The 16646-nt window shown below is 55.4% G+C and carries 11 protein-coding genes; 3 read left to right on the top strand and 8 right to left on the bottom strand.

The features are described 5' to 3' along the window. Positions 1-47 precede the first annotated feature (47 nt). Positions 48-4637 carry a glutamate synthase large subunit gene (gene gltB, locus ACFQI7_RS31670; RefSeq protein WP_218101717.1) on the bottom strand — a complete coding sequence of 1530 codons (4590 nt, stop codon included), beginning with the start codon at positions 4635-4637 and terminating at the stop codon, positions 48-50. A 312-nt stretch (positions 4638-4949) separates the two neighbouring features. Here gltB and ACFQI7_RS31665 point away from each other — a divergent pair, with 312 nt between their 5' ends. Beyond that, the gene (locus ACFQI7_RS31665; protein WP_218101718.1) at positions 4950-5522 is read left to right on the top strand and encodes a thymidine kinase; all 573 of its coding nucleotides are present in this window, start codon (positions 4950-4952) and stop codon (positions 5520-5522) included. 108 nt (positions 5523-5630) lie between these two features. Here the strand turns inward: ACFQI7_RS31665 and ACFQI7_RS31660 are convergent, their stop codons facing one another. From ACFQI7_RS31660 to ACFQI7_RS31650, 3 genes are all read right to left on the bottom strand, one after another. Continuing rightward, on the bottom strand, positions 5631-6869 hold the full coding sequence (locus ACFQI7_RS31660; protein ID WP_377518196.1) for an aminopeptidase: 1239 nt from the start codon (positions 6867-6869) through the stop codon (positions 5631-5633). A gap of 361 nt (positions 6870-7230) precedes the next feature. Next, complete coding sequence (locus ACFQI7_RS31655) at positions 7231-8793, bottom strand: DUF4179 domain-containing protein (protein ID WP_218101719.1); 1563 nt, start codon at positions 8791-8793, stop codon at positions 7231-7233. Continuing rightward, on the bottom strand, positions 8774-9346 hold the full coding sequence (locus tag ACFQI7_RS31650) for an RNA polymerase sigma factor (protein WP_218101720.1): 573 nt from the start codon (positions 9344-9346) through the stop codon (positions 8774-8776). Before ACFQI7_RS31650 ends, ACFQI7_RS31655 begins: the two co-directional genes overlap by 20 nt. Before the next feature lie 244 nt (positions 9347-9590). On the opposite strand from ACFQI7_RS31650, the gene ACFQI7_RS31645 reads away from it, so the two are divergent. Next, positions 9591-10595: an AI-2E family transporter gene (locus ACFQI7_RS31645; protein ID WP_218101721.1), complete on the top strand. Its 1005-nt coding sequence runs from the start codon at positions 9591-9593 to the stop codon at positions 10593-10595. 103 nt (positions 10596-10698) lie between these two features. On the opposite strand, the gene ACFQI7_RS31640 is transcribed toward ACFQI7_RS31645, so the two are convergent. The 3 genes from ACFQI7_RS31640 to ACFQI7_RS31630 form a co-directional block, all read right to left on the bottom strand. Beyond that, positions 10699-11202 carry an MgtC/SapB family protein gene (locus tag ACFQI7_RS31640; protein ID WP_377518193.1) on the bottom strand — a complete coding sequence of 168 codons (504 nt, stop codon included), beginning with the start codon at positions 11200-11202 and terminating at the stop codon, positions 10699-10701. 200 nt (positions 11203-11402) lie between these two features. Beyond that, on the bottom strand, positions 11403-12503 hold the full coding sequence (gene hisC, locus ACFQI7_RS31635) for a histidinol-phosphate transaminase (protein ID WP_218101799.1): 1101 nt from the start codon (positions 12501-12503) through the stop codon (positions 11403-11405). Between the two features lie 150 nt (positions 12504-12653). Next, the gene (locus ACFQI7_RS31630) at positions 12654-13382 is read right to left on the bottom strand and encodes a glycerophosphodiester phosphodiesterase (RefSeq protein ID WP_218101723.1); all 729 of its coding nucleotides are present in this window, start codon (positions 13380-13382) and stop codon (positions 12654-12656) included. 779 nt (positions 13383-14161) lie between these two features. On the opposite strand from ACFQI7_RS31630, the gene ACFQI7_RS31625 reads away from it, so the two are divergent. Then, positions 14162-14656, top strand: a complete 495-nt coding sequence (locus tag ACFQI7_RS31625; protein WP_218101724.1) for a hypothetical protein — start codon at positions 14162-14164, stop codon at positions 14654-14656. A 62-nt stretch (positions 14657-14718) separates the two neighbouring features. On the opposite strand, the gene ACFQI7_RS31620 is transcribed toward ACFQI7_RS31625, so the two are convergent. Further along, the gene (locus ACFQI7_RS31620; protein WP_218101725.1) at positions 14719-16563 is read right to left on the bottom strand and encodes an ABC transporter substrate-binding protein; all 1845 of its coding nucleotides are present in this window, start codon (positions 16561-16563) and stop codon (positions 14719-14721) included. Between the last annotated feature and the right edge of the window lie 83 nt (positions 16564-16646).

Genomic DNA, 16646 nt, shown 5'->3' with positions numbered 1-16646 from the left:
TGGTTCCTCCAGACTCAAGGTTGAAAACGTTAATCAACATCCGACGTTTAGTTTCCGCTGACGCGGGAGACGTCTTTCATGTTTTCCTCGAAGGCGACGAGCATCGCTTCCTGCTGGCTGAGGCCGGATCGCTTCACGCGCTCGATTGCCTCGAACATCCGCTTGTAGTCCTTCGGTATCACTTTGACGAACTTCCATAAACTCGCTTCCCAGTTTTGCAAAATGCGGTGGGCGACGGCGCTGTCCGTGTAAGAAGCATGATGCTGAATCATATTTTTCAGCTCCGCGGCCTCGTACACTTCCTCCACCGCTTCAAGGAGCACCATTTCTTTGTTGCACTGCTGCTGGAACGTTCCGTGCTCATCGAACACATAGGCGATGCCCCCGGACATGCCCGCCGCAAAGTTGCGGCCCGTCGGGCCGAGGACGACGACGCGTCCGCCGGTCATATACTCGCAGCCGTGGTCGCCGACGCCTTCGACGACCGCCCGGACGCCGGAGTTCCGTACGCAGAACCGTTCGCCGGCGATGCCGCGAATGTACGCTTCGCCGTCTGTGGCGCCGTAGAACGCGACGTTGCCGATAATAATGTTGTCTTCGGCGGCAAAGGCGGCCTTCTCCGGCGGGAATACGGCGAGCTTGCCGCCCGAAAGCCCTTTGCCGAAGTAGTCGTTCGCGTCGCCTTCAAGCGACAGCGTCATGCCTTTCGGCACGAATGCGCCGAAGCTTTGACCCGCGGATCCGTTAAAGTGCAGACGAATCGTATCGTGCGGCAGCCCCTCCAACCCGTACTTGCGCGTCACTTCGCTGCCGACAATTGTGCCGACGACCCGGTTGACGTTATGGATCGGCAATATGGCGCTGACCTTCTCTTTATTGTCGATCGCCGGCCTGCAGATGTTCATCAGCTCGGTCATATCGAGCGAACGAGCCAACCCGTGATCCTGCGGGACAGAACAATAACGTCCCACCTCTTCGCCGACCTCAGGCTGATACAGCAGCGCCGACAGGTCGATGCCTTTCGCTTTCCAATGTTTGACGGCTTCTCTCGTTTCGAGGATCTCGGTATGCCCGATCATCTCTTCCACCGTACGGAATCCTAGCTCCGCCATCAGCTCCCGCGTATCCTGCGCGACGAAATGCATGAAATGGACCACATGCTGCGGATCCCCGGTAAATTTCTTGCGCAGCTCCGGATTTTGCGTCGCCACGCCGACCGGACACGTGTCCAGATGGCAGACGCGCATCATGATACAGCCGAGCGCGATGAGCGGCGTCGTCGCGAAGCCGAATTCTTCCGCGCCCAGCAGCGCAGCGACGACAACGTCACGTCCCGTCATCAGCTTGCCGTCGGTTTCGACGGTGATGCGGCTGCGCAGATTGTTCAGCACGAGCGTCTGGTGCGTCTCGGCCAGACCCAGCTCCCACGGCAATCCGGCATGGCGGATCGACGTTTGCGGCGATGCCCCCGTGCCTCCGTCATAGCCGCTGATCAGCACGACATCGGCTTTGCCTTTGGCCACGCCCGCGGCGATCGTTCCGACGCCGACCTCCGATACAAGCTTGACGCTGATGCGCGCCCGCGGATTGGCGTTCTTGAGATCGTGGATCAGCTCCGCCAAATCCTCAATCGAATAAATGTCGTGATGCGGCGGCGGCGAAATGAGGCCAACGCCCGGCGTCACGCCCCGCACCTCGGCCACCCACGGATACACCTTCGAGCCCGGCAGCTGCCCGCCTTCGCCCGGCTTGGCGCCCTGCGCCATCTTGATTTGAATTTCGTCCGCGTTCACCAGGTAGTTGCTCGTGACCCCGAACCGGCCGGAGGCCACCTGCTTGATCGCGCTGCGGCGCAAATCGCCGTTCGCATCCGGCTTGAAACGCTCATGGTGCTCCCCGCCTTCGCCGGTGTTACTCTTGCCGCCGATCCGGTTCATCGCGATCGCCAGGCTCTCGTGCGCTTCCTTCGAGATGGAACCGTACGACATCGCGCCCGTCTTGAATCGTTTGAAGATCGACTCCGCCGGCTCGACCTCTTCGATCGGAACGGGGGTGCGACCGGATTTGAACGAGAACAGCGAGCGGAGCGTCATAAAGCGCTCGTTCTCCTGATGGATCAGCTTGACGAAGTTTTTGTACATGCCGAAATTGTTCGTGCGAACCGCGGCCTGCAGCGCATGAATCGTCTCCGGATTGTACAGATGCTCCTCGCCGCTGCGCCGCCACTGCAGCTCGCCGCCTGCGTCGAGCACCCGGTCGCGGCCTTCCTGCTCCGAATAAGCCCGCTCATGACGAAGCAGCGCTTCCCGTGCGATCGCATCGATCTTGATGCCGCCGACCGGCGTATACGTCCACGTAAAATATTTTTCGATCACGGATGCATCGAGGCCGACCGCTTCGAAAATTTGCGCGCCCCGGTACGACTGGATCGTCGAAATGCCCATCTTCGCGAGCACCTTCACAACGCCCTTGGTGGCCGCTTTAATATAGTTGTAAAGCGCCTTCTCATACGTAATATCCTTCAGCTGCTTGCGCCGTATCATATCGTCCAGCGTTTCCATCGCCAGGTACGGATTGATCGCGCCGGCGCCGTAACCGAGCAGCAGGGCGAAGTGATGCACCTCGCGCGGTTCGCCGGATTCGAGCAGCAGCCCGATCTTCGTCCGCGTTCCTTCGCGGATCAGATGGTGGTGCAGGCCGGAGACGGCCAGCAGGGCGGGAATGGCGGCATGCGCCGCATCGACGCCGCGGTCGGACAAGATGATGAGCGTCGCTCCGTCCGCAATCGCCCGGTCGGCGGCGGCATACAGCGCGTCCATCGCCCGCTCCAGGCCGTCCGTTCCTTCCGCTGCGCGGAATACGATCGGCAGCGTGACGGTCTTGAAGCCTTCCCGCTCGATATGGCGCAGCTTGGCAAGCTCGGCGTTCGTCAGAATCGGCGTCTCGATCCGGATGTGACGGCAGCTCTCCGGCCGCGGGTCGAGCAGATTGCCCTCGGGTCCGAGCGTCGTGCCCTGCGCGGTAATGATCTCCTCAAAGTTCGCGTCAAGCGGCGGGTTCGTTACCTGCGCGAACAATTGCTTAAAGTAGCTGTACAGCAGCTGCGGACGTTCCGATAGCACCGCAAGCGGCGCATCGAAACCCATCGAGCCGATCGGATCGACGCCGGTGCGTGCCATCGGATCGAGCACCTTCCGCAAGTTCTCGAACGTGTAGCCGAACGCCTGCTGCCGCTGCAGCACGGTCTCCGCGTCGCCTTCCGGCACTTCCGGCGCATCCGGCAGCTGGCTGAGCGAAATCAAATGCTCGTTCAGCCATTCGCGGTACGGCTGCTCACTCACGATGCGTTCCTTGATCTCTTCGTCCGCGACGATCCGCCCTTCCACTGTATCGACGAGCAGCATGCGGCCCGGCTGTAGGCGCTGCTTGGAGACGATGCGCTCCGGAGCGATGTTCAGCACGCCCGCTTCCGAAGCCAGAACGATCAGATCGTCCTTCGTCACGTAGTAGCGCGCCGGGCGCAAGCCGTTGCGGTCAAGCACGGCGCCGACCGACTTGCCGTCCGTAAACGAAATGGCGGCCGGACCGTCCCACGGTTCCATCAGACAGCTGTGGTATTCGTAAAACGCTTTCTTTTTATCGTTCATCGATTCGTGCTTGGACCACGGCTCCGGAATCATCATCATCGCCGCGTGCGGCAAAGAGCGGCCGGAAAGCATGAGAAACTCCAGACAGTTGTCGAACATTTGCGAGTCCGAGCCGTCCCCGTCAATGATCGGCAATATGTTTTGGAAATCGTTGCCGAACAAATCCGTTTGGCACATCGCCTGACGCGCGTGCATCCAGTTCACATTGCCTCGCAGCGTGTTGATTTCGCCGTTATGAATCAAATATCGATAAGGATGCGCTCGCTCCCAGCTCGGAAACGTGTTCGTACTGAATCGGGAATGCACGAGCGCAATCGCCGATTCGACATCCGGGTCTTTGAGCTCCACGTAGTAATCGTCGACTTGCTCAGGCGTCAGCATGCCTTTGTAGACGATCGTACGGCTGGACAAGCTGGAGAAGAAGAACATTCCCGCATCCTTGATCGTTTTGGCGCCGTTCTCTGCCAGCTTGCGGATGACGTACAGCTTGCGTTCGAGCGCCATCTCGCCCGGCACCTCGTCGGACGCGCCGATGAACACCTGGCGAACGACCGGCTCTGCCGAACGGGCGGATTGCCCAAGCTTGGCGTTATTCGTCGGCACGGTTCTCCATCCGAGAAACAGCTGCCCGGCCTCGCGCACCTTCTCCTCGACAAGCCGCTCACAGGCGATCCGCGCTTCCGCATCCTGCGGCAGAAACACCATGCCTACGCCATACCGGCCGGGTTCCGGCAATCGAATGCTTTCGGCTTCGCATGCCTTGACAAAATATTTATGGGGAAGCTGCAGCAGAATGCCTGCTCCGTCCCCGGTATTATGCTCTCCCTGACCGCCGCGGTGGTCCAGATTGCAAAGTACGGTAAGCGCTTGCGAAACAATGTCATGCGATGGCTTTCCCTTGATGTGAGCAACGAAACCGATGCCGCAAGCGTCATGCTCAAATTGCGGATCATAGAGACCCTGTTTGACGGGTAATCCATATTTGTTCATGCTGCGCAACCTTTCTTTACTAATTTTTGGGATTATCATGTAAATAAAGCACAACGGAAGCCATAATACCTAACACCAGATGTCAAAAGCTCTGCAAGAATAATATGTTTTATATTAACACCTGATTTAATTTATGGCAATTTAAAATATTTCGATTTTTCTGATATATTGATAGATTTGTTGACGCCGTTGCAGCATTGTTTCTCCATGCCAAACCGCATCATTCCCGACGTTCGTTCGGCTGTACCAACTCTGAATCTTATGCTATGATATTGTTCGTTATGCGAACAACGACGAACGAAGGTGTATATTTTGGCCCAATTATATTTTCGTTATGGAGCGATGAACAGCGGCAAATCGATTGAAATATTGAAAGTCGCTCACAACTACGAAGAGCAGGACAAGTCCGTGCTGATCTTCACCTCCGGTCTCGACAATCGCGATGAGGTCGGTTATGTATCCTCGCGAATCGGGCTTCGGCGCGAAGCGATTCCGATCAACGACGACACTGACATTATCGGCATCGTGCAGCAGCAGACGACCCGGATCTCCTGCGTATTGGTAGATGAAGTGCAATTTTTGAACAAAGAACAGATTCTGCAGCTCACCCGCATTGTAGACGAGCTGAATATTCCGGTAATGGGGTTCGGGCTGAAGAACGATTTTCAGAACGAGCTGTTCGAGGGCAGCCGCTACATGCTGCTGTATGCGGATAAAATCGAAGAGATGAAGACGATCTGCTGGTTTTGCGAGCGCAAAGCGACCATGAACCTGAGAGTGGATGAAGCGGGCAAGCCGGTATATACCGGGGAGCAAATTCAGATCGGCGGCAACGACTCGTACTACCCGGTGTGCCGCAAATGTCATACACACCCTCCTCTCTAAAGCAGTCGGAGCAAACAAAAGACCAAAAGCCGGAAAAACGTTCACCCCTGGTGAACGCTTCCGGCTTTTTTGTTCCTGTATCATCAGGTTCCTACAAATATGGTCGGCTCAGATGGCCCAATTGCCGCCCCGGAATATCGGTTCGCGTCTGCCGTCCGGCGTGACCCCGTCAATGTTCATTTCCGCCGAGCCGATCATAAAGTCGACGTGAATTAAACTTTTGTTCACACCGTGTCCGGCAAGCTCCTCCTCCGTCATCCCGGTGCCGCCCTTCAGGTTGACCTGATACGCTTGACCGAGCGCAAGATGGCAGGAAGCATTCTCATCGTACAGCGTGTTGTAAAATATAACGTTCGCATTCGAAATCGGCGAATCGTAAGGCACCAGCGCCACTTCGCCGAGCGACCGCGCGCCTTCGTCCGTATTCAGCAGCCGCTCCAGCGCTTCATACCCTTGATCCGCCGTAAACTCGACCACTTTGCCGTCTTTGAACGTCAAGGAGAAGCCGTCGATCAGCTGTCCTCCGTAATTCAGCGGCTTCGTGCTGCGGACCGTTCCGTTTACGCCGTCTTTGCGCGGCATCGTGAACACTTCCTCCGTCGGCATGTTCGGATTGAACAGGACGCCCTTGGCGTTTTCTTTGGCACCGCCGAGCCAAGCATGCTCCTCTGGCAGCTCAATCGTCAGGCTCGTGCCCGGAGCTTCATATTGAAGCTGTTTATACCGTTTACTATTAAGCAGCTCAACGGTTTGCGCTAGTTTTGCATTATGCTCTTTCCATGCCTGAATCGGATTCTCTTTGTCGATTCGCGTGGCATCCAAGATGCGCTCCCACAGCTTCTGCACCGCAGACTCCGGGGAAAGATCCGGGAATACTTTGGCCGCCCACTCCGGCGTGGCGTAGGAAATCAGCGACCAGGCGTTCTTATGCGACATCAAATAGCTGCGGTATTTGTTCAAGGCGGTGGCGCTCGTCTTCGTCGCGGTAGCGATGCGCGCCGATTCGACGCCTGTCAGCAGATCGGGGTTCGGGGCATAAATTTGCAGAAACGCCGCCCCGTTCTCGGCCATCTCTTCCATCCCTTTGGCCCGCCACATCGGATATTCGCTGAACGCTTCCATCGGCGCCAGCTTGTATTTAATGAGCGTAAGCTCCTCGTCGACCCAATCGACATGCACGTTTTTAGCGCCGGCCTCATACGCCTTCGCCGCGATGCGCCGCACAAGATCCGCCGCGGCGAGCGGCGCCGTGACGACGATCGTCTGCCCTTCCTGTACATTGACGCCCATTCTAACGGCTAATGCCGCATATTTGTCCAACTGCTCCTGCGTAGGAATCAGACCCATGTGCTATCCCTCCAAATGGATTGTAATACTTCCCATTATATGCCGTTATCCGCCCAAAATCCAAAAAGAAGCCAGCCGTCCGCCGGCTGGCCTTTCCCGCTTGCGCGGAACCTCTATTTCTTCGATTTCGATTCCGCCACCTCGGAATCCTGGTTATTGCCAGGCTGTTGTTTTTTGCCGTTATTGTTCGCGTTGTCTCTGGACACAATCACCCCTCCTTCCCAATGGAATCTATGATAGTGTAACCAGACTGCGCCCCATTCATGTCAGCGCCAGAAGACAATGGCATCGTTGACGCGCGGATCAGCCTCGTTTTTCTTTTTCCGGTTCGTCCGTCGGTTTAGCCGCTCTATTTCACGCGTTATTGTTCAAGATTGACGGGCACTTCCCACTGCACTCGCTCCTGCTTGTCCAGCTTATCAAAAGCTAACGTCCACTGTTTCGGGACTTCCGCAATGTCGGGTATAAGGAAGAAGCCTTGGATACGAATGATGCCGTCGTGCTCTTTCGTCCTGCGGCGGATGGAGTTGCTTAGCGGCAGCCGGTTTCCACTTTCATCGGTGATTGTGAAACCGCGAAGCCCGACCACGTCGCGATCGAGCGTCGCTTCATACTCCATGATCGCCCCTGGTTTCAGAACTGGTCGCCCCTGAACGCTTTCCTTCTCCTTATCCTTTTTGATTCGAAACCCGTTCAGTACGATCCGGTTTCCTCCGAGATCGAGGGCTACAGGTTCATGCATCATCTTCGGCGGTTCAATGGTTTGGCTAAACTCCACCTTCTCGCTATAGTAGAACGCATCTAGCTTGAAGACGAGACGTTTCTTTTCTTTATCGGTAAGCGGCTGGAACAAATCGCTCCATTGCTTAACGCCGGGACGGCTCCCCTCGCTGACGATCGGTCCCCGTGCCGTAAGCTGCCCGCTTTTGTACCCTTCTTCCCCGTAAAAATCTTCATGCACGCGAAGCGTTTGTCCTTGTTCGTCGAGCAGCCGGTACGCATAATTCGTGATGCCGTCCGCGTCGTTCGTCTCTACGACGACGCCGATGCCGCTCGGCGCGACGTCCACCCGCTGCAGGCCGAACGTGCGGCCCTGCGGTGATGTATATTCCCGATGGATCGCCACCGTCCGCGACGCCGCTTTCGCACGGGTCAAATCGACGTCGATCGCTATCTCCCACCGGCCCTTGACGCCGCCAAGCTCGCTATAATTCATCTGCACGACCAGCTTGTCGGGCAGCTCTCCCCGGAATTGCAGCTTGCCGATTTCATTTTCCAACAGCGCATGGCCGTCGCTCAGCACATACGACCATGATCCGATCTGCTGGCTGCCTGTCTCGTCCGTCAACTTGATATGCTTCGTCAAATCAAGGTCCGGACGGCCGACCAAGGAACGGCTCTGCTCATCCGTTACGTCGCATACGACCGCGATCCGCTCCGTATCCGCAAGCACCTCCTTGATATGAATCGTAATGCCTTGATCGGCAATTTTTAGTTCGAGCGGCTTGGACAATCCTTGCTCGGCCGCACGCTTCAGCCCTTGATCTCCCCGGCCGGACAGGAAGAAGCTTTTTACGTAATCGGCAAATGCCGGTGACAAGAAAAGCGTCAGCGACGCGGCCAAAAACAATCCGATGACGGAAAGGGCGGCCGCTTGCAAGAGCCTCCTTCGCTTTGCCGTCCGCAAGCCCCGTTTTTCCCGCTCTTTCACCGCTTTGCTTATCGTCTCTGCAACAAATGCGGCGGCAAGCTGTATGGGCTCGGCAGGTACAATGACAAGGCGTGGAAGCGATTCGCATTTCCTTGCGATCTGCTCCTGACAGTGTGCGCAATGTTCTGCATGTTCCTCGAGCCGCCGACTTTCATGCGGATCGAGACGGTCGTGAAGGTAGGCCTCCAGTTGTTCAGATTTCATGCATTCCATAATCGGAGTCTCCTTTCACCGGAAGTAAACACACTTCGCGCAGACGATGATGCGCCCGATAAAGCCGCATTTGCACTGTCGTAACGGGCAGTGACAGAACGGCGCCGATTTCTTTGTAGCTGAGTCCTTCCACATAACGAAGCAGAACAACCGTACGGTAATCTTCGTCCAGAGCCATTACCCGCTCATGCAGCACGGCGATGCGCTCTTTTTCCAAATAAATCGACTCCGGCGTCTCTTGGTATATGGCTTCGGCCTCATCCGACGTGACAAGAGGCCGGCGCTTGCGTTTGCGCAATTCATCCAAAGCATGATTGTAGGCGATTCGGAACAGCCACGAAGAAAAACCGGCGCCGTTCCGGCAACTTTGGATGCGATTATACGCTTTAATAAATACGTCCTGAGCCAAATCCTGGGCATCCTGCGTATGTCCGATCATCCGGTAGAGAAGGCCGAATATTTTGCCTTTATACTTCTCGATAAGAGGCGTATACGCCTCCATATTTCCTTGCCGCAGCTGCTCAACCAGCTCTAGGTCGGACTGCTCTTGCATAAGGGGTCCTCCTGTCCCAAAGGCCATGCATCGTAAAGCCATTTGTTTCGTATATAAGCTATAACGACGAAACTCGAAATTTCTTTCCGCAACGGAATTTCATATGAACGATTTGTAAAAAAACGTATTCTCCCGGCCGCAAGGTACTTCAGAACCAAGTACACCATTGCGAATACCGTTTTCCTTACTGTAAACTATGAATAATCGACAAAATAACCCGGTTGCCTGAATTGGAGATGAGTGCATGGAACGACTTAAGCTTTTTTTTACGAACTTGACGGTAAGGCGATTTTTCATTCTTGCCATTATCTGTTTGCTGTTGTTCAGTATAAAGGACATGCTCAATTTGGTTTTGTTAACGTTTTTAATCGCTTACGTCATGAACCGTCTTCAACAGGCCGTAACGAAAAAATTAAGCAAGTATGTGGTCGTGAACAGCAAGGTCATCATCATTCTGCTGTACGTCGCTCTCGTATCCACTGTGGTGATCGGAATCGTCAACTATTTCCCGAAGGTGCTCGTTCAAATTAAGCAATTGAAAGATAATTTGGTGGTGCTCACCAATTTGCCCGTCCCGGAAGACGAATTTTCGAAATATATATATAAAACGCTGAAAGATTTGAATTTGCAGTCTTATATGAAGCACGGTTTCGAATATGTTCTACGAATCAGCAATTGGGGAACCACGTTTCTCATGTCGATCATTTTAAGTTTAGTGTTTATTCTTGAGAAGCCCCGCATTACGGCGTTTACTTCCAGACTGAAGGACAGCAAGATTGCATGGCTCTATACGGAGCTGGAATACTTCGGCAAAAAATTTATTTTATCGTTCGGAAAAGTGATCGAAGCGCAGCTGCTTATCGCGTTGTGCAATACGGTGTTTACCGTCATCGGCTTGTGGATTCTTGGTTTTCCTTACTTGTTCGCGCTCGGCATCATGATTTTTATGCTCAGCCTCGTTCCCGTGGTCGGCTTTGTCATCTCGCTCATTCCGCTGTGCATCATCGGCTACAATATCGGCGGGTGGATGATGGTCATCTATGTCGTAGCCATGATCGCCGTACTCCACGCGCTGGAGGGCTATCTGCTCAATCCGAAGCTGATGTCTTCCAAGATGAACCTGCCGATGTTTTACACGTTTATCGTTCTTATTTTCTCGGAGCACTACATGGGCATTTGGGGCTTGATTCTCGGCATCCCCATCTTCGTTTTCTTATTGGATATATTGGATGTCGATACGACGACATAAACCTGCTCCCTGACTGAAGCGGGACGAAAAAAGACGCGCTTCCGTAGGTGGAAGCGCGTCTTCGCTATTCGATCAATCCGTACGATTCAGTATGCCTAAACATTTATTTGCCGCTCTGTTGTTTCTTGATCTGGAACCAGCCTTCCACGTACTTCAAAACGGTCAGCGTCAGCAGCGACATCACCGTAAGCAGGACCGCGCAGTAATAAAATCCGGCGCCAACGCATAATCCGACCGCCGCGACGACCCATACCGTGGCCGCCGTCGTCAGGCCGATGATCGACTCGTTCTTTTGCAAAATTGCTCCGGCGCCCAAAAACCCGATTCCGCTGATGACCTGAGCCGCAAGACGCGCCGGGTCGGCCAGCAAGTTGGGATCGCCTCCTGAATCCTCCGTCCAGTTGGCCGGATCCGCATAAAAGTCCTCAAATCCGTAGATGGACAATACCATCAGGCATGTCGCGGCTAAACATACGAGAATATGCGTCCGAAATCCGGCAGCCCGTTTCTTCCATTCCCGTTCGAATCCGATGGCCCCGCCCAAAATGACTGCCAATGTCAACCGCAAAGCGACCCCGAACGTATCGATATGCCAAACGCTGTCCAAGTCGTTCATGTCCTCCCCAAACTTCAAGTGCGTATCCGGAACACCGAATGATTTTGTAATTGTAAGAGACCTCCGTGCTTTTGTCAACCGTCATTTCCAGGCATATTCCGGGGAATCGGCGTCAAAACAAACAACGGCGGCCGGGTTGTTCCGACAGCCGTGCCTTATTGCTCATTCCGATTCCGTCGTATCACTCGGCGCTACTCTAACAGCGCAGCAATGAACAGGCGGTTTTCCTCCGGCGTACCTACGCTCACCCTTGCATATTCGGTCAGCCCCCACATCCCGCTGTAACGGACGACAATGCCTTTGTGCAGCAAGCGCTCGCAAATGCGTACCGCATCCGGCCCGAAATGAACAAGTACAAAATTGCTCATGCTTTCCGTCCATCCGTAGCCAAGCTTGCCGAGCGCTTCGTACAATTGCGCTCTGCCTTCCGTGTTCATTTGGCGCGAAGCCCGGACGTGGTCTTCGTCCGTAATCGCCGCTGCGGCCGCCACTTGCGCAAGTGCGTTGACATTGAACGGCTCTTTCACTCTCAAAATGCTGCTGATAATATCTTGAGGTGCGGCGCCGAAGCCGACGCGGATACCGGCCAGACCGAATATTTTCGAAAATGTCTGCAGGACGATAACGGGATAGCCGCTGCGTACAAACTCCAGACCGTCCGAGTAATCTTCCGCCGTTACATAATGACTGTAGGCCGCGTCGTAAACGACAAGCACCCGCTTGGGCAGCGAGTCAAGCAAGCGGCGCAGCTCGCCTTGCGGCAAGTAAGTTCCCGTAGGATTGTTCGGGGAACAAATGCACACAAGCTTCGTCCGCTCCGTTACAGCGGACAATACGGCATCGATGTCGAAACGGAACCCCTCCGCAAACGGGACGGGTACGGTGACCGCTCCCATCAGCGTAGCGCCGAATTCGTATTCGCTGAATGTCGGCGACGGCGCAACGATCTCGTCGCCCACCTCCAGGAACGTTTCCGATATGAGCGTAAGCAGCTCGTCGCCTCCGTTCGTGACGATCAACTGCTCGGGCACCAGCTCAATCCGCTCGGCAATCGCGTTCCGCAGATTAACCGCCTGAGCGTCGGGATACCGGTGGAGCTCCGGCAAAAACCGCTGGACCGCCTGCAGCGCTTTCGGTGAAGCGCCGAGCGGATTCTCGTTCGAGGCGAGCTTGATGACGCGGTCGAGTCCGAGCTCCTGCTGCACCTCCCAGATCGGTTTGCCCGGCGAATAAGGCTTGAGCTTCCCGAGCGCTTGGCGGGTTTCCACTTCCAGAAGACGGTCAGATGGCATAGGCTTAAACAAAGCGATCACTCCTTCATCCATTTTCTTTATTACGATAACAAGATACTACACTAATACGTTAGTGTAGTAAAGATGATTTTTTGCCTGTTCCCTGAAAGCGTATGCAAACAACCCGTCAGCTTTACTCTGCCAGGTTGTTCAGCACCCTTTTGAGAGTTCCGGATGATTTCGGTAAAAATCCGCCCAACGCTCCAAATGGTTCGTCGTAATTAAGGCTGTCGGATATTTGGCCGCAATCTGTTCCATATCTTCGATCGTCTCTATCGGCCATGGACCGGAGATGACGCCGTTTTCCTCCATCATTTCGGCATAACGCGGCGTTACGAACCGAAATTGGATGCCAAGAAAATTGCATTTGATCTGCTTCAGGAACGGAAATACGTGCGGCAAGCTGCCGGTGCACAGCGCCCCAAGCTCGATATCGGGATCGAGCTGCCGCACCCGTTCCAAGGCGAAATGGTCGAAGCAAATGATCCGCGATTGATCGAGCGTGTCAGTGCGGCGCACCACTTCCAGCACTTTTTGTTCCAGCCCGGGGTACAGATCGCCCGCCTGCTTCAGCTCGATCAGCACGTTCATTTTACCTTTCAGCAGCTTCATGGCCTCCTCCAGCGTCGGAATGGAGTCGGTTCCTTTCACGGTGAACCGTTTTAACTCCTCCAGCGTATAGTCGCGAATGAGACCTTTGCCGTCGGTCATGCGATCGATCGCATAGTCGTGCATGAGAACCGGAACGCCATCCTTGCTGAGGTGAACGTCCAGTTCCAGATGGGTAAAATCCAATTCGTACGCCGCCTGAAATGCGGTTAACGTATTTTCCGCGTATTTGACGGGATAGCCTCGGTGCGCAATGCCTCTGATTTTCATGTAACTCGCTCCTCTTCGATTGGTTATGGTTCGTTTATTGAAGCCCGGGTGTTCGGGTTAGGCAAGCTGCAGTGCCGGTGTGTCCTGTTAAAATGATGTATCGATAAGCCGGCGTCGGCGGCCGAACGGATGTAGTTCTCGATTTCGTCCGCGGTATGCCCGCACCGATGTTAATGCGTGTGCAAATCAAACCGCATACGCGCTCCCTCCTTAGTAAAACAATTTTGCCGGCTCTCGCAGCCAGGACGCGCTCGGGTTGCTGCGTCCTCCTGACGCAATGACGGCGGTTTGCTTTTTGTGGGCTCAGCGTGTTTTGCTTTTTAATGTTATGTAAATCAGAAATGGATGCATTCAAAGAAATCCCTTGCTGAAGCGGTACGATCCAACCCGACTTGTTACATTTTTTTGTAAGCAGTAACATGTCGCAAGTACATCGTAATGCAGAACAACGGCCATTTCAACGAAATGAAAAAAAGATTTCGTCATCAATACTGTCGACAACATTTTCGTTCCCGCCCGTATCTGCTGTGCTCGGCAACCCATCCATCCCAGTTCAGGTCTGCTACCCTGATCCTATTGGCCGGCGGCAGGCTAATCTCAGATCATCCGCCTTCCGTTCAGCCTCGTCCCTCGCTCCGTGAGATTTTTCCTGTTGCCCTTCCATGCCAAGCTACCGGCATATCCTCTCCGCACGCCGGAAACTTCGCACTCACCCTCGTCCGCTTCACATCATATGCTGAAGCAAGAACGCAGCGATCCGGGAAAGGGGGAGGCACGTTATGTTTCCGAAAGGACAACGACATAAAATTGGCGTGTTGCTGTATTTGCTTATTTGGTTCGTCAGCTGTTTTTGGCTGTTCGGTTTAGTCTATAGCGGGGTACTGCAAAGCTGGGGGGGCATTAAGCTGGAACCGGTCAAAGACTACGTTTTCTACGCGATTGCCGGGGCTATCGGGGGAACTTTATACGCCATGCGGCTCTTGCACGAATATTACGACGATCCGATGACGGAGCGGTGGCTCATGTGGTATTTGCTTCGGCCGATCAAATGCGGCGGCGCCGCCGTCATTATGATTATATTGTTCCAGAGCGGCATTCTGCTGCTCCAAACGAACGATTCGATGGGAGCGAAAATCGGCATCGCCTTTTTGGTCGGCTTCGGGTACGGCAAAGTGCTGGATAAGCTGCGGTCGTTGACGGAAACGCTGTTCAACGGGAACGGAAAGTACGGATGCAGCGGCACGCCGAAAGAAAAGGACGACTCCGCGCGTTAATCGCCGCTGCCGGGGCCGGCACCATCGTCGTCAGCTCACCTGCCCGAATGGCCGGTAAGCTGTTACGTCGAAGGGGAACCGGCGAACCAAAGGTCCTTATAATTTACCCAGCCGAACGAGCTGATCGTTACGCCGCGAAGCGCCGGAGGAAAGGCGGCGGCTTGCTGCCAGCGGTACCAAACGATAACGGCGCGGGAAAGGAGCGCAACCCGTTCCGCCTCCAGCAGCAGCTCGATTCTGCGCGACCGGGACGGTTCCTCGGCGCAGCCTGCAAGCAGCCGGTCGATTTCTTCGCCGACTGTCTCAGGCAGACAGCGCCGGAGCGGACTATGCGGGTTGGCGAGCAGCGTCAGCAGCGTCCATTCCTCGTCTTCGTCGACCGGCTGCTCGAGCAAGAGCAGGTCGGCTTCTTCAATGCGTGCATCGATGAGTATCCGGTCGTACGGTACAAGGACGATCTCCACCTCGATCCCTTCGCTGTGCAACGCTTGCCGAATGCGGCTTGCATCGCGCTCATGCCCGGCTCCCGCATACGTCAGCAGCTTCAGCGGCCGACTGTCCCGAAGCGGCGCGTCGTTCTCGGTGCTTGTTGCTTCATGACGATACAGGCCGCTTTCTTCTCCGGCTTCCAAATCCCTGATGAATCGTAAGGCGAGCGGCCCCTGGTTCCCTTCCTGCCCCAAACCCGGCTCCTCCTCTGGAATCGAGCGAATCCACCAGCTTACGCGCTCCCGGTGCGCGGCATGCTGCAAAGGGCCCGCCTTCCTCGTGTTGAACAAAATGTATTTGCAGCCGCGGTCCGTACACTGCACTTCACGCCAGCCTTCTCCATGCGTAGCATAGCGCCGTTCCCAGTAATGCCGGAAATTGAGCGAGCCGAGCTCATCCTGCCCGATCCGCCCTTCATACACATCTTCGGGAACGTGCCACATTTCCACGCGATCCAGATGGGCGGCACGGCCGTAATATTCGGGATACGCTTCCAGCACCAGCAGCCGCTCCTCTCTTCGCGACAGACGGAACGGCCCGGTTCCGGCCGGCAGCCGGTCATAATCGTCCGCACGCTCGGCAGGCACGATCGAAGCGCAAACGGACGAAAGCAAACTAAGCAGCGCTGGGTACGGGTGCTTCAGCCGCACGATCAAATGGTGCTCGTCCGGACAAACGACGGAGAGGATCGGAGCATATAACGGGCTGTAAGGCGAGCCCGTCCGGCGGTCCATCAGCCGTTCGAACGTACGGGCAGCGTCCTGCGCCGTGAAAGGCACGCCGTGATGGAACATCACATGCTTTTGCAAATAGAAATGCCAAATACACCCTCTCCCTTCGCCGCGCGGGGCCCTCTCTTCTTCCCAGTGGTGCGCGAGTCCGGGTACGAACCGGCCGGCTTCCCGGTCGTACACGACCAGCGTATCGAACAGCTGCCGGATCATATGCAGTTCGGTTCTTCGCGTCGCAAAGGCCGGATCGAGCGAGCCGAGCGCCCGATAGGACGGGAACCGCAGCACTTCGGCGGAAGCCGTACCCGCAACCGCTTCCTTGCGGTAGCCGAGCGCTTCCTGCAATAGCACATGAAACCGCCCTCTTCCCCGCTCGGTAAGCGGAGCCTGTTCGGCAAGCCCTATCGCATCCTGGAGCCGCCCAGCGTGCAGCAAGCTGCCGGCATGGGAGAGGACAAGCTCTTCCGGCTCCGCTGTCAGCAGGAGCCGAGACTTGCGGCCCCGGCCGCGCCCGGGCTGCCATTCGATCCACTGCTGCTTGCGCATACCCCGAAGCAGCAGCTTCACATTCCGCTCCGTGCAATGCAGCCAATCGGACAGCTCGGACAGCGAAACTTCGGCTTCCTTGTCCGCGAGCCGGGGAAGCAACCATTGGTACAGCCGGACATAATGCTCTATCAGCTGCATTCGTTCTCGCTCCTCTCATGCCAATGATAAAAGGGGAAAAATTGTGGTTTCATTTTACTCTTTTTATTCCCCTTTTTCCATGT

The sequence above is a fragment of the Paenibacillus allorhizosphaerae genome (genome assembly GCF_042659105.1).
GTDB lineage: Bacteria > Bacillota > Bacilli > Paenibacillales > NBRC-103111 > Paenibacillus_G > Paenibacillus_G allorhizosphaerae.
This window is presented reverse-complemented; position numbering and strand designations above follow the sequence as displayed.